Origin of the sequence: uncultured Ruegeria sp., assembly GCF_947504215.1 — a bacterium.
Taxonomy (GTDB): Bacteria; Pseudomonadota; Alphaproteobacteria; order Rhodobacterales; family Rhodobacteraceae; genus Ruegeria.
In genome coordinates this window covers 670,804-692,152 of record NZ_CANNGO010000001.1, presented here as the reverse complement: position 1 = coordinate 692,152, position 21,349 = coordinate 670,804, and the positions used below count along the sequence as shown (strand labels likewise).

The window sequence follows — 21,349 nt, the reverse complement described above, 5'->3', positions numbered from 1 at the left end:
CATTCAGATAATGGCCGGTCAATCCAACCGGACGCCTTCGCGTTGCAGCCTTTCGCGCAACACATCAATTTCAACCGTCAGATCACTGCGGTCATCCAATAGCATCTTGCGCGTGCGCGCAGCGAAATTCTGTTCCAGATCGTCCAGCAGCGCCGAATAATCGTCCAGTGCCTGTTTGTCACGGGTGCGGGCAAAGACATCCGCGAACTTCACCGTCGCGTCGCGGGCCCCTTGCAGGTAGACGGTCAGATACTTGCGGGCACCTGCCAGATCACGGGGATCTTCCTCGACCGTGCGGAACAGATCACGCGCGGTGTCCTGAAAGCGTTCAACCCGTGCTTCGATCCGACGATCACCTGCGCGTTTGATCGCATCGGTCATTTCGCTCAGATGAGATTCGGCGCTTTCAACAACACGCGCGACACGGTCCTGTTGAAAGGTGTCGACGCCTTCCATCCCCTTGTCTTTCATAGGGTCCAGGCCAAAGGATACTGAATGTAGAACGGTTGCGACTGCACCAAACAGGATCGGGGCCAGAAGGCTAACCTGTGATGCTGCCTCAGCATCCAGAAACTCATTGCGGTAGGATGCGAGCGCTGCACCAAGACCGGTCAGCACGCTGGAGAATATCTTGCGGGGAAAGGCAGGTCGCCTGGCAGCGCGGCGGGCCTTAAAGGCAGCTTCAGCCCGCAACCCCTCGCGCAGCAAGAATGCGGCGGCGGTCAACAAGCCTGCCGCCACAAGCCCGATTGTCATGCCGATGGCACCATCATTCAGGGACAAAAACACCAAGGGTATAGCCGGAACAAACAACACATTGGCACGCGCACCCGCAGGTTCGACCGTTGCACCTTCGAACTGCCCGCGCTGATGCGGTTCGTCTGAGGAAGGTTCATCTTGTGGGCTGAATTTTCCGCCGTACCGTTTTGCCATGCGCTACAAGCCCCCGAGGACGCCGGTACAGACGCCGAACAAAAGCACCAGCAGCGCCGCATAAGCCAGTTTTTGCACTCCGGTTCCGGACATGTCGCCCCCCAATAGCAGCATTCGCAGAAAATTTAGTAGATGCGAGGGCTTGGCGCTAGGGGGAAGGTTGCCAAACCCGCATCACTTGCGAAGTTTCTTGCCGACGGGTGCCCGTTTTCTTTGTGGGCGAGACCCTCTCTTAGCTGTTCCTGCGGGTTCGGCTTCGGCATCCAGACCCAACTGTTCGCGCATCACCCGGCGACGGATCTCTTCAACTGCGCCAGGTTTCAGATCACCCAACTGAAATGGGCCGTATGAGACGCGTAGCAGTCGGTTTACGGTAAATCCGATATCCTCGATCGCGCGACGAATCTCGCGATTTTTTCCCTCGCGCAGGCCAATCGTCAGCCAGGCGTTTGCACCTTGTTGACGATCCAGCGTGACGGTCATCGGTTGAAACCGCTCTCCTTCAATGACAAGGCCTTTTCTTAAAGGCGCAAAGTCTTCGTCCTTCGGGCGGCCATTCACCCTGACGCGGTATTTGCGCAGCCACCCGGTTGCGGGCAGTTCCAGCTTGCGCTTGATGCCGCCATCATTGGTCAAAAGCAGTAACCCTTCCGAGTTCAAGTCCAACCGTCCGACACTCATGACACGCGGCATATCTTCCGGAAGCTTGTCAAAGATCGTCGCTCGGCCCTTTTCGTCGCGGGTTGTGGTCACCAACCCCGAGGGCTTGTGATATAGCCAAAGACGTGAGGGTTCCGGCTCTGACACCGGTTTGCCATCAACGGTGATCTTGTCCTTTGCGGTGACATTCAGGGCAGGGCTGTCGATCACCTTTCCATTGACGGTGACGCGACCAGCTTCGATCATGCGTTCGGCTTCACGACGCGAGGCGACGCCCGCGCGCGCCAGCACTTTGGCGATCCGGTCGCCGGGAGGAGGGGTATTGCTCATGTGTGGGCCATAGCGCATCCCGCCCGCTTGCGAAAGGCAGGTTTCTGTTGCAGTCAGGGGCATGACGTTCAAAACGCATATGACCCATGCATTGGCAGAAGCACGCGCAGCCGGCGACCGTGGCGAGGTGCCGGTCGGTGCGGTCATCGTGGCGCCAGATGGTCAGATCGTGTCTGTGGCGGGAAATCGCACGCGCGAACTGAGCGATCCAACGGCGCATGCCGAGATTTTGGCGTTGCGGACCGCATGCTCTGCGGCAGGGTCCGAGCGGTTACCTGATCACGACATTTACGTCACTTTGGAGCCGTGCGCGATGTGCGCAGCCGCGCTGGCCGCGGCGCGTATTCGGCGTATCTACTATGGCGCGGCAGATCCGAAATCCGGTGGCGTTGCACACGGGGCACGGGTCTTTTCCCACAAACAGGCCCATCATATCCCCGAGGTTTATGACGGTATTGCTGGCGAAGAAGCCGCATCACTTTTGAAAGCCTTTTTTGCTGCGCGCAGGCAGAACTTGCCGGACTGATCCGGCAAGCCCCTTGAATCAAAGTGTGATGGGTTGCATCAGCTGAGGTTCGATCACGTCCACCCCCGGCAATCCCTCGATCAAGGCCTGAGCCGACTGCTCTAGGATGGGGAAGGTTTTGTAATGGCAGGGGATGACCGTCTTGAAGTTGAAATACCGCTCGGCCGCGTAGGCTGTCGCTTTCATGTCCATGGTAAAGTGTCCACCCGCTGACAGAATGCCGATATCGGGTTTGTAGTAATATCCCATCCAATCCATGTCGGCCATGATGTCGGTATCGCCCGAAACATAAACCACATGCCCTTCGGTCGCGATCATGAATCCGACCTCGCTGCCACCCGTGCGCAGCCCGTCAGGTGTTGAAAAGGTCGAGCTGTGAGACGCGGGCACCATTGTCACCTTGATGCCATTCAGGTTCACCGTGCCGCCCTTGTTAAAGCCAATTGTTTCAATCCCTTCGGCTTCACTCCAATACCCCATTAGGTCGTATTGCCCGACAACGGGTATGTTGAGATGCTTAGCTAGGGACAAAACGTCGGCAACATGGTCGAAATGCGTGTGCGTCAGCAGGATATGCGTGGCGCTTTCCAGGGCGGCGTCATGCTGCGCCTCGCCCAGGACCGGGTTCCCGGTCAGCCATGGGTCAATCAGCAATACCTGACCTTGGGTTTCGATGCGGAAACTGCCGTGGCCCAACCAAATAATTTTCATAAATAATCCTCCCAATCATACTGTTGGCGACAGCTTACCATCCGCTATGTAAAAGTTCATGGACTGGATGCAGGAAATCGACGGGTATTGTGAACGCTTGTCAGCTGGTTATTGGGCTGAACCCATCAACGCTGTTACAAATGCGGCTTTTTTGATTGCGGCCTGGGTCATGTGGCGGCGTGTTCGGGGTGAGAAACTGCCATTGGCCACGGCGTTGGTCATCATGTTGGCGGCTATCGGGATTGGAAGCTATCTGTTCCACACCCATGCGCAGGTTTGGGCTGCCATCGCAGATACCACACCCATATTGCTGTTTATTCTGATTTACATATTCGCGGTGAATCGAGACGCTTGGGGCATGTCACCTGCATATGCGCTGGGCGGGACTCTGCTGTTCCTTCCTTACGCGGCCGCGACTGCTCCCCTGTTTCAATTCGTCCCCGGGCTGGGCGGGTCTGCAGTCTACGCTCCGGTTCCTTTGCTCATATTGATCTATGCCGTTGCCCTGCGCAGCCGCGATCCGAGCCTGGCAAAGGGAATGGCGGCTGGCGCTTTAGTCCTGATCTTGTCGATCACGTTTCGCGCTATGGACATCCCGATCTGCGGGCAATGGCCCATGGGCACGCATTTCTTGTGGCACATTGTGAACGCCATCATGCTGGGTTGGATGATCGAAGTATATCGGGCCGCTATTTTGCGGCGTCGCGCACAAGATGCAAATCCCGGGCGCGGATCGAAGGCGTGATCAAAGCCCTTCGCTTTTAATAACATTTGCGATCCGCTCGCCAATGATGCGACTGGACTTTCGGGAGGGGTGGATCAGGTCAAACGAGAAATACGACGCATCACCTGGGCGTGCGACATCATGGTTTGAGACGAACGTAATACCTTGTTCTTGTTGTGCGAGACGGGCAATCCGGGCCTCAAACTCATCACCTTCGGCTTTACAGTGCTCAATAGGTGTCAGCAGTTTGGGGCTGCGCAGATATCCGACATAAATGACCTGGGTGCCACGGTCCCGTATGCGGCGCAGGAATCGCGGGATCTGACCAGACTTCCCATCAACCGAGATCATTCTGTCCAATACGGCGTCGCAACGCGAACAACCGCAGCCCAGCATCAGATCATTGCCGCCACCGTTGACGATTGCCCATTTCCAATCACCTTCGACAAATTGCGCCTGAACGCCGGTTTTGGGCCTGTCATCTGTGTCGAACTGAGTTTGCAACCACGCAGCCGGTACTGTTCTGTCGATGACCGCAGACCCGACACTCTTTTCAATCACATCCGGGATCGAGGAGCCGGAGGTAGAATTCCACGCCATAAGAGAATCACCAACGACAATGATTTTTGCATCTGGTTGACTAGACGGTGCCTCCTGGCACCCGAGCAAGAAGCTGAGTAACCCAATAAGTAGAATGAATTTTCTTGGCATGTGAGACCTGAATTAAGATGATTTCGAGAGTCTCAATAGGAGACTTAAATGGTAAACGCACCATTAAGATCCAAAAAAAATCGGTATCAGTATCCGTCAGTTTTGAAATGAGGCGGCCAGGTCGGCCGGCAGCTCAAACTGGCTCAACACCCTGGCGCGACCTTCTGCTGACATCTTGCGCGCGGTCTTTTCAACGATGCGCTTGATTTTCTCGGCCGAGTGCTTCGCGGCGAAGGGTTGGAAATACCACTTGAGAAAGACGAAACAGATCACATCCTCTAGCGCTTGCACTTCGGCGTCGCGCTTGATGCCCTGCTTGCGCAGCATTCGTCCGACCGTTTCCGCCTGATCCCCGCTGTATCCGTTCTGGATCATAAGCGACATGACAACATCGGCATGATGCACCCCTTGGGCCTTGCGCCAGGCCAGATATCCTGCGCGCCCATCTGGGTATTCACTGCGGGCAAGTTTCCAGCGTTCGATATGCTGGCCACGCGCGGCGATCTGCAATTCGTCAGACGCATCCGGAAACAAGCGATCCAGTTCTGCGCTCATCCTTGACCCATAGAGCAAAGCTTCGGGCTGATCGTTGTCGATGTTGGGGTCTTTTGCATTGGCCGCATCTATTGCGTCCAGAACTGCTTGCTTTCGCGCGCTCATTCACCGCTCCGTTGGCTTGCGGGAACTGCTTGTTGTAGCAGCAGTTCACCAGCGTGTTCTTAGCTATGGTAGCGGCTTGATGCGGCAAGTGCATCACTCAAATAAACCTTTGCCGGGTCAGACGAGGGGGTATCTGACCCGGCGGGTTCGGGCAGGCTTAGTTGCCCGGTTTAACTTTATCCTGGGTGACAGGTTCCGAGGCTGTGGTGGGGAAGCTCAGGTTCCGGGTCAGGTTGGTCATGTCGACACCCATGGCCATGGCCGGTGCGGCAAGAACGGTGGTAGACAAGATGGCGGCTGTGATGAAGGTTTTCATTTCTGTCTCCGTTGTTGTGCTGTGTCACATTATAGAAAATGAACAGTCCAGTTCAGTTTTCAAGGCGCAAAGTGAACTAATTAGTTTACTTTTTTGCATACCGGGTATTCAGGATTGAATGGCAGGGAAGGACGGGTGGCCAGATACATGGAGAAACCGGACCCTCAGCGGTCTTGCGACTGGTGCGCCAGACGGGTAAATGCCCCCTAACGTATATGAGGGAAGCCGATGTCGATTGACCAAAGCACCGCCGCTAAGGTGGCCAAACTGGCCCGGATCAAGGTCGAGGATGACGCGCTGCCGGCGCTGGCCTCGGAATTCAACACGATCCTGGGGTTCATCGAGCAACTGAACGAAGTCGATGTCGATGGGGTTGAACCGATGGTCTCGGTCGAGCCTATGCGCCTGAAACGACGTGAAGATGTGGTCACCGACGGCAACCAGCAGGACAAGGTTCTGGCCAACGCCCCCGATGCGCGAGAGGGGTTTTTCGCAGTGCCCAAAGTGGTGGAGTAAGACATGAGCGATCTGAATAAACTGGGTCTGGCCGAAGCCCGTGACGCGCTGCGCGCCGGCGATGTGACTTCGGTCGAGCTGACCGAATCCTGCCTTAAGGCTATTGATGAGGCCGACGCGCTGAACGCCTTTGTTCACAAGACGCCCGAGATCGCGCTGGAACGTGCCAAGGCGGCGGACGTGCGTATCAATGGCGGTGATGCGCCGTCGATGTGTGGCCTTCCGATCGGCATCAAGGATCTGTTCTGCACCAAGGGCGTGCCGTCTCAGGCCGCTTCAAAGATTCTGGAAGGGTTCAAACCGGAGTACGAATCCACTGTGTCGCAGCAACTGGCTGACGCCGGTGCGGTGATGCTGGGCAAGCTGAACATGGATGAGTTTGCCATGGGATCGTCCAACGAAACCTCTGCCTATGGCAACGCGGTCAGCCCATGGCGGCGTGGTAACGATGACGCGCAGCTGACACCGGGCGGCTCGTCGGGCGGTTCCGCCTCGGCCGTTTCCGCAGATCTGTGCCTGGCTGCGACCGGCACCGATACTGGCGGATCGATCCGCCAACCGGCAGCATTTGTGGGCATCACCGGCATCAAGCCGACCTACGGCCGCTGCTCGCGCTGGGGCATCGTGGCGTTTGCGTCCTCGCTGGATCAGGCTGGACCGATGACCAAGAACGTGCGCGACGCGGCGATCATGCTTGAAACCATGTGTGGACACGATCCCAAAGACTCGACCAGTGCCGAATTGGCTGTCCCTAATTTTGAGGCGATGCTGACCGGCGACATCCGAGGAAAGAAAATCGGTATCCCCAAGGAATACCGTATGGACGGAATGCCGCCCGAGATCGAAAGGCTCTGGGCCGATGGCGCCGCGATGCTAAAGGATGCGGGCGCCGAGATGGTCGATATCTCGTTGCCGCACACCAAATACGCACTGCCAGCTTATTATGTGATTGCCCCGGCCGAAGCCTCCTCCAACCTCGCACGCTACGACGGAGTGCGCTATGGCCGCCGGGCCACGCTGGCGCAGGGCGACGGCATCACTGAAATGTATGAAAAGACCCGCGCCGAAGGCTTTGGCCATGAGGTGCAGCGCCGTGTGATGATCGGGACTTATGTTTTGTCGGCTGGTTTCTACGACGCTTACTACAATCGGGCGCGTAAGGTGCGGAACCTGATCAAGAAAGACTTTGAGGATGTGTTTGCCAATGGCATCGACGCCATCCTGACGCCTGCGACACCATCGGCCGCCTTTGGTCTGGGCGAAATGACCGAGGCGGATCCGGTTCAAATGTACTTGAACGACGTCTTTACGGTCACCGTGAACCTGGCTGGTTTGCCAGGTATTTCGGTGCCAGCTGGCCTGGATTCGCACGGCTTGCCTTTGGGTTTGCAGCTGATCGGGCGCCCTTGGGATGAAGGTGACCTGCTCAACACCGCCTATGCGCTGGAAAACGCGGCTGGTTTTGTGGCCAAGCCTGGAAAATGGTGGTAAGCCTCGGGCCGCTAGGACAACAGATACGGAGCCATCGAATGCGCTTTATGCCTTTGATCCCCACCGTCGCACTTATCGCTGCGTGCAATACAGTTGCGCCGGTTACCGGTACGGGTTTCAACACGCCACAATATCAGGCGCAGCGCGAGGCTGAGCTGGCGGGGCAGGGCGCGGTTTACGATCCCCTTTTGGCCCCTGCTGATGTGTCGCAGGAAACTCTGGGCGCGCAGGGCACGGTTCTCGCGGCGACGGGGTCAAATGCCGATATCGCCAACCAGACAGCGGCCGCATTGGCCAGCACCTCTGGGGCGGCAGGCGCAACGGCAGTTGCAGCCACGGCCGCGAGCAACACAGGGATTTCCGACGAACAGGACTTTGCCGCCGTGTCCGAACGCCGCAGCATCGAATCCGATGCTGCCCGGATCGACCAGAACCGTCAAACATACGAGGTCGTTGCCCCGACCGCCGTTCCCGAACGCAGCGCTGACGGCCAACCTAACATCGTACAATACGCGCTGAGCACCACGAACCCCGTTGGTGCCCAGCTTTACAGCCGGGCTGGGTTTAACTTGCAAGCCAAGGCCCAGCGAAATTGCGCCCAATTCCCGTCATCCGACCAAGCTCAGATAGAATTTTTGTCGAATGGGGGCCCTCAGCGTGATCGCAAGGGTCTGGACCCGGATGGGGATGGGTTTGCCTGCAGCTGGGACCCCAGCCCGTTTCGCAGTGCCGTCAACAACTGACCGACTGACGCCGATCTGGCGCCCATCGCCTAATTTCGACCAGCGCCGAGATGGGTTGCTGCCGTCCCTCATCGTCATCCACTACACCGCTATGGACAGCGCCAAGGCGGCGCTTGATCGTTTGTGCGATCCACAAGCGCAGGTTTCAGCACACTATCTGATCGGTGCCGACGGGACCGTTTGGCAGATGGTACGCGAAGAAGATCGTGCCTGGCACGCAGGCGCCGGTGAGTGGCACGGCAAGGATGACATCAACTCGCGTTCCATCGGGATCGAGCTGGACAATAAGGGCGACCACCCATTTGCGCAGCCTCAAATGGATGCGTTAGAGCGTCTGCTCCCCGGCATCATGGACCGATGGACCATCGCGCCGGACGGCGTCATAGGCCATTCCGATATGGCGCCCGGGCGTAAGTCTGATCCAGGTGCCAAATTCGATTGGCAAAGACTGGAACATCAACAGCTGGCAAAACAGCGCGGATGCGCCCAATGCTCAGAGAGTGTTTCGATGGATGAGTTTCGCGCGTTAGCAAGGGATGCAGGTTTCACCTCTGATGCCGACGACGCCACCCTGCTTACAGCGGTTCGTCTCCGGTACAGACCATGGGCCAAAGGCCCACTGACACCTGAAGATGTCCCGCCGCTCGGTTATACAGCCCTCTCGACCTGATCCACCTTCTCATCTGGCTCAAAATATCCCGGGGATGAATTGGCCAAAGGCCAAGAAGAGGCTGGCCCCTTCCTGCCCAAACGGAGCTTGACCTGCGGCGTCGCCCGTCATACCTGAACCCTCGCGCGGAGGGCCGGATGGCCGCTGGGGCCTGAGGGCCCGAGAGGAAAGTCCGGACTCCACAAGGCAACGGTGCCGGGTAACGCCCGGGCGGGGAAACCCGACGGAAAGCGCCACAGAAATCAGACCGCCTCGGATTTCGATCCGTGGTAAGGGTGAAACGGTGGGGTAAGAGCCCACCGCGCCGCTGGCAACAGCGGTGGCACGGCAAGCCCCACCGGGAGCAATGCCAAATAGGGTCCCCGCGCGGGTTGGTCGGCATCAGCCGATACCACCGCTAAGCACGTCTTGGCCGAGAGGGACCGGGTTGGCAGCTTGAGCCGCGCAGCAATGCGCGGCCTAGAGGAATGGTCATCGAAGGGGGCAACCCCGGAACAAGATCCGGCTTACAGGCCCTCCGCGCATGTTCTTTTTGAGCGGCCAGCGTTAAGCCGAATGTGCTGGGTCTCTTGTCTTCTTGCAGAGTGGATTTGCGACACCCCAGGTAATCCTATGAGCAGTATTCTAATCTTCGATCCGCTGTTACAGTTTGAAAACGGATTGCAGTAGGAGTCTGGGAGGAAAGTTATGAGTTTCATGAAAGCGCTGGCTTCGGTTGCGGTGGGATTTGCGGCGGCCAAAGGTTTGGATAAGTACAAGCAGATGGGCGGCATGGCTGGTTTGCAGGATATGATGAAAGGGTCAGGCGGTGGGTTCGGAATGGACCAGTTGGGCAAAATGGCCGAGCAGTTCGGGATGCCCGGCGGTGCTTCTGGTCTGCAGGACATGATGGGCAAAATGGGAATGGGCGGCGGCGCCGCAGGCGCAGCCGGTCTGGGCGGCTTGCTGAACGCAATGCAGGGCGCCGCCAGAACCGGAAGCCAGCAAACAACAAATATGATGGAGACAGTTTTCCAAGGCACACCAGCCGGTGCGGCGATGGAGGAACAGGCCAAACTGATGCTCCGCGCCATGATCCAGGCTGCCAAGTCGGATGGTGAACTGGATGAACAGGAAAAGGACACCATTCTTGGCGAGTTGGGCGACGATATCAGCGATGAAGAACGCGCATTCGTGCAGGAACAGTTGAATGCACCGATTGATGTCATGGGGCTGGCCGCCGATTCAGGGGCGCCACTAAAGACCCAGATCTACGCGACCTCACTGGCAGCGATTCGACTGGATAACGAGCGCGAGGCCTCTTATCTACACCAGCTGTCCAACGCATTGGGCCTTTCCGATGAGGAGCGGGACCAGATTCATACCTATATGGGCGCGCCAAACCTGTCTGTCTAAGCTGGCGGCAGAATCCTGGCCACAGCCGATGTGATTGGCCTTGACATGCGCTGTGCAGGGCGTAAAAGCGCACGCTCATAGGAATTCAACCGAAAGGCCCCTGCCTTTTCGGACGCAGGAGATAACCATGGCGAAGCCGACGACAATCAAGATCCGTCTGAACTCGACCGCGGGCACGGGCCACTTCTACGTGACCAAGAAAAACGCGCGCACCATGACTGAGAAAATGACCGTTCGTAAGTACGATCCGGTCGTTCGCAAGCATGTTGAGTACAAGGAAGGCAAGATCAAGTAATCTGCCGTTCCGATTGGACATTCGAAGGGGCTCTGCGCAGGCAGGGCCCCTTTTTTGTTGTCCTTTTTTCCATGGTTCGACCCTATAGTGCCGTGCAATCGAAGGATCGTGCCGTTGCAGTGGCGCATCAGGGCTGAGCGCAATCGTCTTGGCTCCGGCTTGCAATTTACGCCGACCTGCACATACGGTTGAGCAAACCGCCACAAAATGTTGACCGCCATGAAAAAAATCTTGTTATCCACAATTACCGTCCTGTCGCTTGCGGGCTGTGAAGATCCCTTCAACCGTGAAGGTGTTGGGTTTGCTGGGATCGATGGCGAGCCGCGCACCATCTCGGATGTTCCGGGCGCAGTCGCGTTTGTTCCGCCAGCAACCAATATCCCAGCGGAACTTGCAGAACTTCGTACAGTGTCTGTTTTGTCCGATCAGGTTGACCCGTCCAAAGTGGCCGGTGTCGCCATCGACAATGGCGGGCGCACGGATACCTCTGCGGTTCAATTGACAGGCAGCGATACCAATCTGTTCCTGAGTACCGTCAACGTGAACGGCACATTATTCGGTGTGTTGCGTACGCCGACCAACACCACAACCGTGGACAACTCGATCGGCGCCACCTTCGGAAGTCAGACCGAGCGTTTCACCGGGTGTCTGCCGGCAGGTGACGTTTTCCGCAAAGGCTCGTCCGAGCGGAGTTCAGGCTTTGCAGTTCCTCTGAACTGTAGCTGAACCTTAGCCAACTAAGACCAATGAGGCCCTCATCTTGATGGTGGGGGCTTTGTTTTTGGGAATCTCGACATTGACCGATATCGTGTTGCGTCGCAGCCGAGCGCAGTTATTAAGACAAAAGAAAAAGGGCGGGTCGTTCGGACCCGCCCTTTGACAATTGTGCTTTGCGGTTTGTTATTCGCGGCTTCCGAACAACTGCAGCAGGAACATGAACATGTTGATAAAGTCCAGGTACAGGTTCAGTGCGCCCATGATGGCGGCTTTGCCCAACCATTCCTGATCACCGGCATGTGCCATCTGCAAATAGGTGGTCTTGATCTTTTGCGTGTCATAGGCGGTCAGACCGGCAAAGATCAGCACACCCAGAATGGAGACTGCAAACATAATCGCAGGCGACTGCAAGAACAGGTTGATCACCATGGCAACGACCAGACCGATCACGCCCATCATCAAGAACGTGCCCATTCCGGACAGATCCTTTTTGGTGACATAGCCGTACAGCGACAAGCCCGCAAAGGCGATGGACGTCACCAGAAACACCTGAGCGATTGAGACGCCGGTGAAGGCGACGAAAATCCAGCTTAGCGACAGGCCCATGACCCCAGCGAAGACATAGAAGAACAACTGCGCACCGGCAGCAGACAGGCGGTTGATTGCTGCTCCAAAGCCAAACACCATTGCCAACGGAGCAAACATCACGATCCAGCCCAGAATGTTGGGGCTCAGCGTGACCGGGTCACGAAACACGGACAGTAGTTGCGGGCTGGATCCAACAGCCCAGGCCACAGCAAACGTGATCAGCATACCTACGGACATTGTGCCGTAGACTTTGTTCATATGGGCGCGCAGGCCCTCATCGATCTCGGCGGCGCGCGCGCCGGAGGCCGTCCGGATCGTGTCGAATTGTGCCATCAAAGGGTCTCCCTAAACATACTTCTTGTTCGCCCCACCGAGGCAGAGCGCTTTCTCTGCAAATATCGGCAACTACAGGCTGTGTTTCAAGAGTTTACCGCATAAAACCGACTAAAACGCGCAACAAAAATGGCGATCCACCGCAGCGGAACGCCATTATTGCACTACAATGCTGATTTTTCGTCATTTCTGCCAGAAATCCGGTGCGTCCCATATGTAACGGCTGGCTTCGATATTGGCTTCGCTCCGAGTCACTCCGATGTCTTTCAGGGCGCGGTCATCCAGCTGAGCCAAACTGCTGCGCTGGCGCTTCAGGGACATTGCGTTTGTGATCATGCCAAGAACAGATCGCTTAGCGGGCTTGCACGGGCGATGAATTGCAACTTGGGTCATACTTATTGTCCTTTCTGCGGTTTGCGATGGATTTGACGGGTTCCATCAACTTCCTTGATTGATATGGGGCAGTATGACATATATTGAAAACGAATATTTATGATGTAACCCATAAGGAATCGTGAAGATGCGAAATCTGGACATAACCACACTGCGATCTTTCGTGGCGGTGGCGGATCAAGGCGGCGTCACTCGGGCAGCCGGGTTTTTGCACCTGACGCAATCAGCGGTTTCGATGCAGCTTAAGCGTCTGGAGGAACTGCTGGGCCTTGAATTGCTGGATCGCAGCGGACGAACAATTGCTCTGACCGCGTCTGGAGAACAGTTGTTGGCCTATGCACGTCGGATGACCGCACTGAATGATGAGGTGATTTCCAAACTTACCGATCAGGCGTTTGAAGGCGAGGTCATCCTCGGAGTGCCGCATGATATTGTCTATCCGGCTATTCCGCGTGTTCTACAGCGCTTCAACGCGGATTTCCCACGGGTCAGGGTGCAGCTGGTTTCGTCCTATTCACTCCAGTTGAAGGACATGTACAAGCGCGGCGAATGCGATGTGATCCTGACGACCGAACCGTCAATTGCCGATGGGGCTGAGACAATTGCTGAGCTGCCGTTGCGCTGGATCGGTGCCCCGGGCGGGTCAGCCTGGCGCAAACGGCCGCTGCCTTTGGCGCTGGGGCGGCGCTGCCTGTTCAGACCGCAGGTGATTTCCGCACTGGATGCCGCCGGAATTCCCTGGGAGCTCTCAGTCGAGACTGAAAACGACCGCACGATCGAAGCCACTGTCAGCGCGGATCTAGCGGTACACGCGATGTTGGATGGCACAGAGGCTGCACACCTGGAGCAGATAGACACAGGGGGTGTCTTGCCTGAACTGCCCGCACATATGATCAATTTATACGGTGGCGAAGCTGGTCGTGACCCGGTGGTTGAGGCGCTAGCTGCCTTAGTGCGGCAGAATTTCCGCATGCTGGGTGGCAGCCCGTTAAGGGCCGTAGCCGGATAGACGTGTTCAGGGTTTGATAACAATCTTTCCTGTCGATTTCCGCTCTCTAAGCAACCGCATACCGTTTTCCACGTCCTGCAAAGGCAGGACATGGCTGATGTGCGGTTTAATCCTTCCCTCTGCGTGCCACCGGAACAGGGTATTGAAACTGTCGCGCACGATCTCGGGGCGGAATCTCAGATAGCCGCCGATGTAAAAGCCGATCACCGTCAAGTTCTTGACCAAGAGGTGATTGGCAGGGATCTGCGGGACGTCCCCGCCGGCAAACCCAATCGGCAGCAAACGCCCCTCGGGATTTGTGGCGCGAAACGCGGCTTTGAACACGTCACCGCCGATGGCGTCATAAACAACATCCGCCCCGCCCAACGCCCTGACCCTGTCGCGCAGGTTTTCGGACGCGTCTATTAGATGATCTGCCCCAGCGGTGTGGGCAACGGCCAGCTTGTCTTCGCCGCGTGCCTGCGCGATCACGGTGGCGCCCATCAGTTTTCCGATTTCCACTGCGGTGAGGCCGACGCCACCGGCGGCGCCAGTGACAAGCAGCGTCTCGCCCGGTTGCAATCTGGCCCGGTGATCCAGCGCGATATGGCTGGTGCCATAAGCGATCTGAATGGCTGCGGCATCTTCAAAGCTGGTGGACGAGGGCAAGGCAATTGCACGATCAGCATCGAAGACGCCGTATTCTGCCAACCCATCCTGACCGGAATAGACTGCGACCCGGTCCCCGCATTCCAGGTGTGAGACCCCGGCACCAACGCCGTCCACCACTCCGGCAATTTCCATGCCCAACGTGAACGGAGGCTCAGGCGTATCTTGATACGTGCCCTTCTGCATCAAGAGGTCAGCAAAATTCAGTCCACAGGCCTTGATCGCAATCCTAACCTGACCTGCCTTAGGGGCGGGAATGTCCACATGGCACAGTTGGGCCGCGGACCCATTAGATTGAATGCGATAAGCCAGCATAGAGAACCCTTCGGCGCTTTTCGCATATACGTTCGCGCTGAGCCAACATTGTCAATAACTTGACCCTTGCGGCAAAGTGAAACGCATAGGCGAACTGAGTCGGCAACGACAGGTGCGATTTGAAGTGATTGTGTCTCAAAACGACACAACCATAAACCACTGTGCGGTGTTGATGACTCAACCAGCTTGAAAAAAAGTCAAAAAGCAGCAATATAGGCGCCTAGTGCTGTTTCGGGGGAAGGCACGATCCGGATTAGTGAGTGCTTAAGACTGGCACGCTAATGATGCGATCACGGTCGTCGCGCGATCCCTTTCAGATGTTTGTGTAGTAGAGGAGAATACCAATGACTCATCACGTCGATGTCCATGTGGGCAAGCGCGTTCGGCATCGCCGCTGGCTGATTGGGATGACCCAACAGCAGTTGGCGCAGCAGGTTGGTATTAAGTTTCAACAGATTCAGAAATACGAAACGGGTGCCAATCGAATCAGCGCGTCTCGCCTTTGGGACATCGCCGAGACATTGGATGTACCGGTCAGCTTCTTTTTTGAGGGTTTGGAAGAAACCCAAAAGGACGAGGCAGACAAAAAGTCCGTTCCTGTGGACTTGATGGGTGACAAAGAAGCTCTGGATTTGGTGCGCTCTTACTATGCGATCCCGGAAAATCAGCGCCGTCGTCTGTTCGAGTTGGCTCGCGTTTTAAGCGACGTCGCCTGATAAATCCCGCTTGACTATCTGGGGCGTTAATCGCACCTCTGCTGCATGCGAACGACCCAGGTAAGTGATATAGAAGTTGCCGAGGAAATGGCCGACGCAGCACGCGCGGCCATTCTTCCGTATTTCCGGCAAGGAAATCTCGAAACATCCAACAAACTGGCCGAAGGCTTTGATCCGGTAACGATTGCGGATCGTGCGGCAGAGAAGGCGATGCGAGACGTGCTGTCCCGTCATTGCCCCGATGACGGTATTTTTGGCGAAGAATTCGGTCACACCGAAGGCGTCAGTGGACGTACCTGGGTTTTAGACCCAATTGACGGAACCCGTGGATTTATCAGCGGCACACCGACTTGGGGTGTCTTGATTGCACTTAGCACTCGGGACGGGCCAGTTTTGGGTGTGATTGATCAGCCCTATATCGGCGAGCGTTTTGTCGGCACGCCAGAGATCGCGCAGGTCACCGGTCCGTTGGGCACCAGCGCACTGAAAACGCGTGCGACCAAGGCCTTAGATCAAGCGATGTTGTTTACGACTTTTCCGGAGGTTGGCACATCGGAAGAGGCTGCAGGGTTTCGCTCCGTCGCCGAACAGGTTCAACTGACGCGATACGGAATGGATTGTTACGCCTATGCACTGGTTGCGGCGGGTCAGGCAGACCTGGTGATCGAGGCCGGTTTGAACGCCTATGACATTCAGGCGCCTATTGCAGTCATTCATGCGGCGGGCGGGATCGTAACAGACTGGCAAGGTGGCCCGGCCCATAATGGCGGTCGGGTATTGGCAGCGGCCAACCCCGAGATTCACACTGCCGCGCTGGAGATCTTGCGCCACTACTGAATTCTGTTGCCGTAGCGCCTGTAGGCAGGTACATCAGTCCAAGCTGGTTCTTGCGCCCGTTTTCCACCAGCTTTCGCACTCCTTGCATGAGACGGGCATATGCAGGAGGGCTCATATGACCGAATTTCTGATCAAAAACGCTGATTCTGTTTTAACAATGGACGACAAACGGCGCGAATTGTCCGGTGCAGACATCTTGATTGACAGCGGCCAGATCGTTCAGATCGGTCACGGATTGGCGACGAACGGCGATGTCCATGATGCGTCAGGCTGTGTTGTGACACCAGGTCTGGTGAATACCCATCACCATCTTTATCAAACACTGACCCGAGCTGTCCCCGGGGGACAGGACGCGTTGCTGTTTGGATGGCTGCAGACCCTCTATCCGATATGGGCGCGGTTCGGCCCGGATGAGATGTTTACGTCGGCTCAGATCGGGTTGGCGGAACTTGCCTTGTCCGGATGCACGCTCAGTTCGGACCATCTATATCTGTACCCAAATGGGTCACGATTAGAGGATACCATTGCGGCTGCTTCCGAGCTGGGCCTAAGGTTTCATCCCACACGCGGCGCGATGAGTATTGGAGAAAGCGACGGTGGTCTTCCTCCAGACAGTCTGGCCGAAGCCGAAAGTGATATCCTGAACGACATGATTCGTGTTGTGGACGCGTTTCATGATCCTCGTGAAGGGTCCATGTGCCGCGTGGGGCTGGCACCCTGTTCGCCGTTCTCGGTTAGTCGCGACTTGATGCGGGACACGGCGTTGCTGGCGCGGGACAAAGGCGTGATGTTGCACACACATCTGGCCGAGAACGACGAAGATATCGCCTATTCCAAGGCTCAATTTGGCTGTCGTCCGGGCCAGTATGCCGAAGATCTGGGGTGGACGGGTCAGGATGTCTGGCACGCACATTGCGTCAAGCTGGATGGGGCTGAAATTGATCTGTTTGCCAGGACCAGAACCGGTGTTGCCCATTGCCCCTGTTCGAATTGTCGTTTGGGGTCAGGTATCGCCCCGGTGCGAGCCATGCGGGACTGCGGCGTGCAGGTTGGCCTTGGTGTCGACGGTTCTGCCAGCAATGACATCGGCAACCTGATGGCTGAGGCGCGACAGGCCATGTTGTTGCAGCGCGTCGCGAACGGGGCGGATGCCATGTCGGCCCGCGAAGCCCTTGAGATCGCGACACGAGGTGGCGCAGATGTGCTCGGTCGCCCCGATTGCGGTCGCCTGATGCCCGGCAAACGCGCTGATATCGCGGTTTGGGATACGCGCTGCGTTGAAAGCGCAGGCAGCTGGGACCCTGCCGCTTTGCTTTTGGCAGGTCCGACGCGCGTTCGCCACCTGTTTGTCGAAGGGCGCCAGATTGTTCGCGACGGACATCTGACAACCATCGATCTGCCAAGGGTCATCGAGCGTCAGAATACCCTTGCGCGGGCGCTGCGGGACTAGGCGGCCCGTTTCCCGCCGATCCAAACCTCGGATACTGCCCGGTCATCGCCCATCATGATGGTCGGGAAAACAGCTTCCCAAATGTCATTGGCGTGGGCTTCGCGCTGTGCAATGGCAGGGGTCGAAGCCAAGTCCAGCACGACCAGATCCGCCTCCATCCCCGGAACGATGTTGCCTATGCTCGCGCCCATCCGCAAAGTTCGGGCGGATCCGACTGTTCCCAGCCAAAGCAGTTGGGCCGGGTGCAGCGGGCGCCCGCGCAACTGGCCGACTTCATAGGCAGACGCCATTGTACGCAACATCGAAAAGCTTGACCCGCCGCCGGTATCAGTGGCCAGACCGATCCGATGACCTTCGGCAATCAGTCCGTTCATGTCAAAGAGGCCAGAACCGATGAATGTGTTCGATGTCGGACAATGGACCAGCGCGGCGTCTACCTCGCGCAGCCGATGGCGTTCGCGGTCTTCCAAATGGATGACATGGCCGTAGACACCGTTCTGACCCAAAAGACCGAATTTCTCATACGTGTCCAGGTAATCACGTGCATCCGGGAACAAGGATCGGACCCATTCAATCTCGTCGGTCTGTTCGCTCAGATGCGTTTGCATCAGGCAATGCGGATGCTCTGCCCAAAGGGCACCCATGGCTTCCAGTTGTTCCGGTGTGGATGTCGGCGAAAACCGTGGCGTGATCGCGTAGGACAGGCGGTCAACACCGTGCCATTTCTCCAGCAGGGCTGCGGACTGGTCATAGGCCGTTTGTGCGGAATCGCGTAGCCCGTCGGGCGCATTGCGATCCATACAGGTTTTTCCAGCCACAACGCGTTGCCCGCGTTCTTGCGCGGCACCAAAGAATGCGTCAACGCTCTCGGGATGAATCGTGCAAAAACTGCACATCGTCGTCGTGCCATGTGCCGTTGTGAGGTCGAGATAGCGATTGGCAACTTCCTTTGCATAGTCGATATCGCCGAATTTCATCTCTTCTGGGAAGGTGTAAGTGTTCAACCAGTCGATCAGGCGCTTGCCCCAGCTGGCGATCATGGCGGTTTGCGGATAGTGCACGTGGGGGTCGACGAAACCGGCCATGATCAGGTGGTCACCATGATCTCTGACCTCGGCCTCGGGATACGACCGGATCAGACTGTCAGCTGTCCCGAGTTCCGCAATGTGCCCGTCCTGAACCAAAACTGCTTCGTTAAGGCGGATTGCATCGGTCGGCTCACCCTCGAAGGGTGATCCGTCAAAACTCAATACCCGCCCTTTCAAAAGCGTCTTGTGCGCCATTTGCCCTAATCTCCAAGTGTTTTGGACCGCTCTGCAGCATAAGCGGGGGAAAGATGCGGGTAAATCTGAGCATTGTCATTGTTTTCCGGTAGCTGCTTCTTCTATTTAAGGGCCAATCGCCGTGAAAGAGGGGCAGCGCATGACGACAGGCATTGACGAAGCCAAACCTGATCAGCCCCGGGACGAAGACGTCTATGCGCTGGATCGCAAGAGCGTGGCGACCATTCTGTACACCTTGGACGTGGAAGATCGCGACAAGCTGATCGAGCTGATGGAGCCGTTGCACCCGGCCGACATCGCCGACCTTCTTGAACAGATCAACCCATACGATCGGGCTCGTTTGATCCGATTGTATGACAAGGATTTTGACGGGGACATCCTGTCAGAACTGGATGAAGCCGTTCGCGAAGAAATCATCAATGTCCTTAACCCGGATGTTCTGGCCGAGGCGGTTCGGGACATGGAAAGCGATGATGTCGTTGACCTGCTGGAAGATCTTGAGGAACCGCAGCAAGAAACGATTCTGGATGCGCTTGAGGATTCCGAACGGGTTGCCGCGGAACAGGCGCTGGCCTATCCCGAAAATTCTGCCGGTCGTCTTATGCAGCGCGAAGTGGTTATGGCGCCCGAGCATTGGTCGGTTGGACAAGCCATTGACTTCATGCGCGCCAATGATGACCTGCCTGACCAGTTCTACCATATTGTTCTGGTGGACCCGCGGCTGAAACCCGTCGCCCAAGTGACCTTAGGCATGCTGATGGCCACGCGGCGCGAAGTGCCCCTTCACGATATCGCAGAAGAGGAATTTCACACGATCCCCGTCGATCAGGACGAAGAGGATGTGGCCTATGCCTTCAACCAGTACCACCTGATCTCGGCCCCTGTGGTAGATGCGGATGGCCGCCTGGTTGGCGTAATCACGATCGACGACGCGATGGTTGTTCTGGATGAGGAGCACGAAGAAGACATCTTGCGCCTGGCGGGTGTCAGCAACGAAAGCTCTCTGTCTGACAGTGTTGCTGCCACCAGTCGGCGGCGTCTACCTTGGTTGGCGGTTAACCTGTGCACATCCATTTGTGCGTCGCTGGTGATCTCGCAATTTGAAGCAGCGATTGATCAACTGGTCGCACTGGCCATTTTGATGCCAATCGTGGCGTCGATGGGCGGGAATGCGGGCACACAATCCTTGACAGTCGCAGTGCGTGCCTTGGCCACGCGCGATCTGACGGGCGCGAACGTCATGCGGGTGATCCGGCGCGAGCTTCTGGTGGGCATGCTGAACGGGCTGTGTTTTGCCATCGTTCTTGGGACTGTCGGAATGCTTTGGTTTGGCTCTCCGTTGTTGGGGGTCGTGATTGGGTCGGCTTTGGTCGTGAACATGATCATCGCGGGTTTTGCCGGTACGGTAGTACCTGTGGTGCTGGACCGTTTGGGTGTTGACCCGGCGCTGGCGTCTGGAACCTTCGTGACCACGACCACCGATGTCATGGGGTTCTTCATCTTCTTGGGACTTGCCAGCGTGGTGCTTTTGTGACCGATCTGACCGAAATCAAAGCCGTCGCACGCAAGGTGGCGTTTGCCCGCCGCAAAGGAGCTTTCGACACGCGCCCAGCGGGCGCAGCGGGACGTTTATCCGAAGTTCTGGCCGGATACCGGGGTGTGCCGTTGTCAGGATACATGCCCATCAGGACCGAAATTGATCCGCTACCGGCTATGTCCGAGGCCATAGCCTATGGGCCCGTGGGTGTGCCAGTGATTCAGGCGGCCGGACAGCCGCTGAAGTTTTCCCGCTGGTCGCCCGAAGGCATACTGAAGGACGGTCCCTTCGGGGCGAAAATACCTGAAATTGATGACTACTTCGATCCTGAAATTCTGATCGTGCCGCTGGTTGCATTTGACGCGCAAGGAGGCAGGCTGGGCTATGGTGGCGGCTTCTATGATCGCACATTGGAAGGTCTGCGCACCAAACGCCCTACGCTGGCCATTGGCTTTGCCTTCGACGCTCAAGAGGCCGAAAACCTACCGCTTGAGCCAACGGATCAGCCGCTGAACATGGTTGTCACAGAAAGCCGAGTGCTTACTTTCTAACCCTATTGGTTTTCGAAATGGCTGCGCAGGTAGTCCCAGGCATCGACCTCGGTGCCGTCTTTCAGGATGCAGACACCGTACTCGCTGCCGTCTGAGTTTTTTCGAATCTGATACTCTCCATCGTTTTCGACGCAAAACGTGGCGGCGGGGTTGGCCATCGTTGTCTTGGTCGTCGCCTGCGCCCAGGCACCTGTGGTGGCAAAAGCGGCGATCGCGGTTACGGCAAGCGGTTTCATGAAATTCTCCGTGAACAAAATTGCTGCGTTTCAGATTGGCATCTTCGTATGTGAT

General features: G+C 56.9%; 26 protein-coding genes and 1 other RNA gene. 16 read left to right on the top strand and 11 right to left on the bottom strand.

Translation table 11 applies throughout. The annotated features are described in order from the left end of the window. Positions 1–18: 18 nt before the first annotated feature. Together Q1B21_RS03435 and Q1B21_RS03430 are read right to left on the bottom strand one after the other, a co-directional pair. Positions 19–933 carry a 5-bromo-4-chloroindolyl phosphate hydrolysis family protein gene (locus Q1B21_RS03435; protein ID WP_299885883.1) on the bottom strand — a complete coding sequence of 305 codons (915 nt, stop codon included), beginning with the start codon at positions 931–933 and terminating at the stop codon, positions 19–21. 174 nt (positions 934–1,107) lie between these two features. Beyond that, positions 1,108–1,986 carry a pseudouridine synthase gene (locus tag Q1B21_RS03430; protein ID WP_299885880.1) on the bottom strand — a complete coding sequence of 293 codons (879 nt, stop codon included), beginning with the start codon at positions 1,984–1,986 and terminating at the stop codon, positions 1,108–1,110. Here Q1B21_RS03430 and Q1B21_RS03425 point away from each other — a divergent pair. Beyond that, positions 1,985–2,449, top strand: coding sequence for a nucleoside deaminase (locus Q1B21_RS03425; protein WP_299885877.1), 465 nt, complete (start codon positions 1,985–1,987; stop codon positions 2,447–2,449). The genes Q1B21_RS03430 and Q1B21_RS03425 overlap by 2 nt on opposite strands. A gap of 18 nt (positions 2,450–2,467) precedes the next feature. Here Q1B21_RS03425 and Q1B21_RS03420 read toward each other — a convergent pair whose 3' ends face one another. Then, positions 2,468–3,160: a metal-dependent hydrolase gene (locus Q1B21_RS03420; RefSeq protein ID WP_299885875.1), complete on the bottom strand. Its 693-nt coding sequence runs from the start codon at positions 3,158–3,160 to the stop codon at positions 2,468–2,470. Positions 3,161–3,218: 58 nt separating this feature from the next. On the opposite strand from Q1B21_RS03420, the gene Q1B21_RS03415 reads away from it, so the two are divergent. Further along, entirely contained in the window at positions 3,219–3,905 is a 687-nt protein-coding gene (locus Q1B21_RS03415) for a ceramidase domain-containing protein (protein ID WP_299885872.1), read from the top strand. On the opposite strand, the gene Q1B21_RS03410 is transcribed toward Q1B21_RS03415, so the two are convergent. The 3 genes from Q1B21_RS03410 to Q1B21_RS03400 form a co-directional block, all read right to left on the bottom strand. After that, positions 3,906–4,595, bottom strand: a complete 690-nt coding sequence (locus Q1B21_RS03410) for an SGNH/GDSL hydrolase family protein (protein ID WP_299885869.1) — start codon at positions 4,593–4,595, stop codon at positions 3,906–3,908. 96 nt (positions 4,596–4,691) lie between these two features. Beyond that, positions 4,692–5,255, bottom strand: a complete 564-nt coding sequence (locus tag Q1B21_RS03405; protein WP_299885866.1) for a DUF4202 domain-containing protein — start codon at positions 5,253–5,255, stop codon at positions 4,692–4,694. Between the two features lie 157 nt (positions 5,256–5,412). Then, a complete protein-coding gene (locus tag Q1B21_RS03400; protein WP_299885863.1) occupies positions 5,413–5,571 on the bottom strand; it encodes a hypothetical protein in 159 nt (52 codons plus the stop codon). Positions 5,572–5,799: 228 nt separating this feature from the next. Between Q1B21_RS03400 and gatC the strand changes: the two genes are divergently transcribed. From gatC to Q1B21_RS03360, 8 genes are all read left to right on the top strand, one after another. Further along, positions 5,800–6,087, top strand: coding sequence for an Asp-tRNA(Asn)/Glu-tRNA(Gln) amidotransferase subunit GatC (gene gatC, locus Q1B21_RS03395; RefSeq protein WP_039536649.1), 288 nt, complete (start codon positions 5,800–5,802; stop codon positions 6,085–6,087). Positions 6,088–6,090: 3 nt separating this feature from the next. Then, positions 6,091–7,578 carry an Asp-tRNA(Asn)/Glu-tRNA(Gln) amidotransferase subunit GatA gene (gene gatA, locus Q1B21_RS03390; protein ID WP_299885860.1) on the top strand — a complete coding sequence of 496 codons (1,488 nt, stop codon included), beginning with the start codon at positions 6,091–6,093 and terminating at the stop codon, positions 7,576–7,578. 38 nt (positions 7,579–7,616) lie between these two features. Further along, a complete protein-coding gene (locus tag Q1B21_RS03385) occupies positions 7,617–8,321 on the top strand; it encodes a hypothetical protein (RefSeq protein ID WP_299885857.1) in 705 nt (234 codons plus the stop codon). Then, the gene (locus Q1B21_RS03380; RefSeq protein WP_299886743.1) at positions 8,305–8,991 is read left to right on the top strand and encodes an N-acetylmuramoyl-L-alanine amidase; all 687 of its coding nucleotides are present in this window, start codon (positions 8,305–8,307) and stop codon (positions 8,989–8,991) included. Before Q1B21_RS03385 ends, Q1B21_RS03380 begins: the two co-directional genes overlap by 17 nt. Positions 8,992–9,116: 125 nt before the next feature. Further along, positions 9,117–9,516: RNase P RNA component class A (gene rnpB, locus Q1B21_RS03375), an RNA gene on the top strand. Between the two features lie 162 nt (positions 9,517–9,678). Then, complete coding sequence (locus tag Q1B21_RS03370) at positions 9,679–10,386, top strand: DUF533 domain-containing protein (RefSeq protein WP_299079599.1); 708 nt, start codon at positions 9,679–9,681, stop codon at positions 10,384–10,386. 127 nt (positions 10,387–10,513) lie between these two features. Beyond that, the gene (gene rpmG, locus Q1B21_RS03365; RefSeq protein ID WP_007799108.1) at positions 10,514–10,681 is read left to right on the top strand and encodes a 50S ribosomal protein L33; all 168 of its coding nucleotides are present in this window, start codon (positions 10,514–10,516) and stop codon (positions 10,679–10,681) included. Positions 10,682–10,900: 219 nt separating this feature from the next. Then, positions 10,901–11,407 carry a hypothetical protein gene (locus Q1B21_RS03360; RefSeq protein WP_299079602.1) on the top strand — a complete coding sequence of 169 codons (507 nt, stop codon included), beginning with the start codon at positions 10,901–10,903 and terminating at the stop codon, positions 11,405–11,407. A gap of 174 nt (positions 11,408–11,581) precedes the next feature. Here the strand turns inward: Q1B21_RS03360 and Q1B21_RS03355 are convergent, their stop codons facing one another. Both Q1B21_RS03355 and Q1B21_RS03350 read right to left on the bottom strand, forming a co-directional pair. After that, a complete protein-coding gene (locus Q1B21_RS03355) occupies positions 11,582–12,319 on the bottom strand; it encodes a Bax inhibitor-1/YccA family protein (RefSeq protein WP_298933385.1) in 738 nt (245 codons plus the stop codon). 183 nt (positions 12,320–12,502) lie between these two features. Next, positions 12,503–12,712, bottom strand: coding sequence for a DUF1127 domain-containing protein (locus Q1B21_RS03350; RefSeq protein WP_298933383.1), 210 nt, complete (start codon positions 12,710–12,712; stop codon positions 12,503–12,505). Positions 12,713–12,839: 127 nt separating this feature from the next. Here Q1B21_RS03350 and Q1B21_RS03345 point away from each other — a divergent pair, with 127 nt between their 5' ends. After that, complete coding sequence (locus Q1B21_RS03345; protein WP_298933381.1) at positions 12,840–13,721, top strand: LysR family transcriptional regulator; 882 nt, start codon at positions 12,840–12,842, stop codon at positions 13,719–13,721. A 6-nt stretch (positions 13,722–13,727) separates the two neighbouring features. Here the strand turns inward: Q1B21_RS03345 and Q1B21_RS03340 are convergent, their stop codons facing one another. Further along, positions 13,728–14,684: an NADPH:quinone oxidoreductase family protein gene (locus tag Q1B21_RS03340; RefSeq protein WP_299885850.1), complete on the bottom strand. Its 957-nt coding sequence runs from the start codon at positions 14,682–14,684 to the stop codon at positions 13,728–13,730. 344 nt (positions 14,685–15,028) lie between these two features. Between Q1B21_RS03340 and Q1B21_RS03335 the strand changes: the two genes are divergently transcribed. The 3 genes from Q1B21_RS03335 (at position 15,029) to Q1B21_RS03325 (ending at position 17,687) form a co-directional block, all read left to right on the top strand. Further along, a complete protein-coding gene (locus Q1B21_RS03335; RefSeq protein ID WP_298933377.1) occupies positions 15,029–15,400 on the top strand; it encodes a helix-turn-helix transcriptional regulator in 372 nt (123 codons plus the stop codon). Positions 15,401–15,445: 45 nt separating this feature from the next. Next, positions 15,446–16,237, top strand: a complete 792-nt coding sequence (gene hisN, locus Q1B21_RS03330; RefSeq protein WP_299885846.1) for a histidinol-phosphatase — start codon at positions 15,446–15,448, stop codon at positions 16,235–16,237. A 115-nt stretch (positions 16,238–16,352) separates the two neighbouring features. Next, positions 16,353–17,687: an 8-oxoguanine deaminase gene (locus Q1B21_RS03325; RefSeq protein ID WP_299885843.1), complete on the top strand. Its 1,335-nt coding sequence runs from the start codon at positions 16,353–16,355 to the stop codon at positions 17,685–17,687. Here the strand turns inward: Q1B21_RS03325 and guaD are convergent. Then, positions 17,684–18,970: a guanine deaminase gene (gene guaD, locus Q1B21_RS03320; protein WP_299079612.1), complete on the bottom strand. Its 1,287-nt coding sequence runs from the start codon at positions 18,968–18,970 to the stop codon at positions 17,684–17,686. The two genes, Q1B21_RS03325 and guaD, sit on opposite strands and share 4 nt — an antisense overlap. Positions 18,971–19,109: 139 nt before the next feature. On the opposite strand from guaD, the gene mgtE reads away from it, so the two are divergent. Both mgtE and Q1B21_RS03310 read left to right on the top strand, forming a co-directional pair. Then, positions 19,110–20,504 carry a magnesium transporter gene (gene mgtE, locus Q1B21_RS03315; protein WP_299885839.1) on the top strand — a complete coding sequence of 465 codons (1,395 nt, stop codon included), beginning with the start codon at positions 19,110–19,112 and terminating at the stop codon, positions 20,502–20,504. Then, positions 20,501–21,058 (top strand): 5-formyltetrahydrofolate cyclo-ligase, encoded by a 558-nt coding sequence (locus tag Q1B21_RS03310; RefSeq protein ID WP_299885836.1) that lies wholly within the window; start codon positions 20,501–20,503, stop codon positions 21,056–21,058. The genes mgtE and Q1B21_RS03310 overlap by 4 nt, the downstream gene beginning before the upstream one ends. A 2-nt stretch (positions 21,059–21,060) precedes the next feature. Here Q1B21_RS03310 and Q1B21_RS03305 read toward each other — a convergent pair whose 3' ends face one another. Further along, positions 21,061–21,294 (bottom strand): DUF333 domain-containing protein, encoded by a 234-nt coding sequence (locus Q1B21_RS03305; protein ID WP_298933365.1) that lies wholly within the window; start codon positions 21,292–21,294, stop codon positions 21,061–21,063. Positions 21,295–21,349: the final 55 nt, after the last annotated feature.

Excerpts from the sequence above, each read along its gene's own strand:
- Q1B21_RS03435 (WP_299885883.1), bottom strand. The coding sequence starts at position 933 with ATGGCAAAACGGTACGGCGGAAAATTCAGCCCACAAGATGAACCTTCC.
- Q1B21_RS03425 (WP_299885877.1), top strand. The coding sequence starts at position 1,985 with ATGACGTTCAAAACGCATATGACCCATGCATTGGCAGAAGCACGCGCA.
- Q1B21_RS03430 (WP_299885880.1), bottom strand. The coding sequence starts at position 1,986 with ATGCCCCTGACTGCAACAGAAACCTGCCTTTCGCAAGCGGGCGGGATG.
- Q1B21_RS03420 (WP_299885875.1), bottom strand. The coding sequence starts at position 3,160 with ATGAAAATTATTTGGTTGGGCCACGGCAGTTTCCGCATCGAAACCCAA.
- Q1B21_RS03415 (WP_299885872.1), top strand. The coding sequence starts at position 3,219 with ATGGACTGGATGCAGGAAATCGACGGGTATTGTGAACGCTTGTCAGCT.
- Q1B21_RS03410 (WP_299885869.1), bottom strand. The coding sequence starts at position 4,595 with ATGCCAAGAAAATTCATTCTACTTATTGGGTTACTCAGCTTCTTGCTC.
- Q1B21_RS03405 (WP_299885866.1), bottom strand. The coding sequence starts at position 5,255 with ATGAGCGCGCGAAAGCAAGCAGTTCTGGACGCAATAGATGCGGCCAAT.
- Q1B21_RS03400 (WP_299885863.1), bottom strand. The coding sequence starts at position 5,571 with ATGAAAACCTTCATCACAGCCGCCATCTTGTCTACCACCGTTCTTGCC.
- gatC (WP_039536649.1), top strand. The coding sequence starts at position 5,800 with ATGTCGATTGACCAAAGCACCGCCGCTAAGGTGGCCAAACTGGCCCGG.
- gatA (WP_299885860.1), top strand. The coding sequence starts at position 6,091 with ATGAGCGATCTGAATAAACTGGGTCTGGCCGAAGCCCGTGACGCGCTG.
- Q1B21_RS03385 (WP_299885857.1), top strand. The coding sequence starts at position 7,617 with ATGCGCTTTATGCCTTTGATCCCCACCGTCGCACTTATCGCTGCGTGC.
- Q1B21_RS03370 (WP_299079599.1), top strand. The coding sequence starts at position 9,679 with ATGAGTTTCATGAAAGCGCTGGCTTCGGTTGCGGTGGGATTTGCGGCG.
- rpmG (WP_007799108.1), top strand. The coding sequence starts at position 10,514 with ATGGCGAAGCCGACGACAATCAAGATCCGTCTGAACTCGACCGCGGGC.
- Q1B21_RS03360 (WP_299079602.1), top strand. The coding sequence starts at position 10,901 with ATGAAAAAAATCTTGTTATCCACAATTACCGTCCTGTCGCTTGCGGGC.
- Q1B21_RS03355 (WP_298933385.1), bottom strand. The coding sequence starts at position 12,319 with ATGGCACAATTCGACACGATCCGGACGGCCTCCGGCGCGCGCGCCGCC.
- Q1B21_RS03350 (WP_298933383.1), bottom strand. The coding sequence starts at position 12,712 with ATGACCCAAGTTGCAATTCATCGCCCGTGCAAGCCCGCTAAGCGATCT.
- Q1B21_RS03345 (WP_298933381.1), top strand. The coding sequence starts at position 12,840 with ATGCGAAATCTGGACATAACCACACTGCGATCTTTCGTGGCGGTGGCG.
- Q1B21_RS03340 (WP_299885850.1), bottom strand. The coding sequence starts at position 14,684 with ATGCTGGCTTATCGCATTCAATCTAATGGGTCCGCGGCCCAACTGTGC.
- Q1B21_RS03335 (WP_298933377.1), top strand. The coding sequence starts at position 15,029 with ATGACTCATCACGTCGATGTCCATGTGGGCAAGCGCGTTCGGCATCGC.
- hisN (WP_299885846.1), top strand. The coding sequence starts at position 15,446 with ATGCGAACGACCCAGGTAAGTGATATAGAAGTTGCCGAGGAAATGGCC.
- Q1B21_RS03325 (WP_299885843.1), top strand. The coding sequence starts at position 16,353 with ATGACCGAATTTCTGATCAAAAACGCTGATTCTGTTTTAACAATGGAC.
- guaD (WP_299079612.1), bottom strand. The coding sequence starts at position 18,970 with ATGGCGCACAAGACGCTTTTGAAAGGGCGGGTATTGAGTTTTGACGGA.
- mgtE (WP_299885839.1), top strand. The coding sequence starts at position 19,110 with ATGACGACAGGCATTGACGAAGCCAAACCTGATCAGCCCCGGGACGAA.
- Q1B21_RS03305 (WP_298933365.1), bottom strand. The coding sequence starts at position 21,294 with ATGAAACCGCTTGCCGTAACCGCGATCGCCGCTTTTGCCACCACAGGT.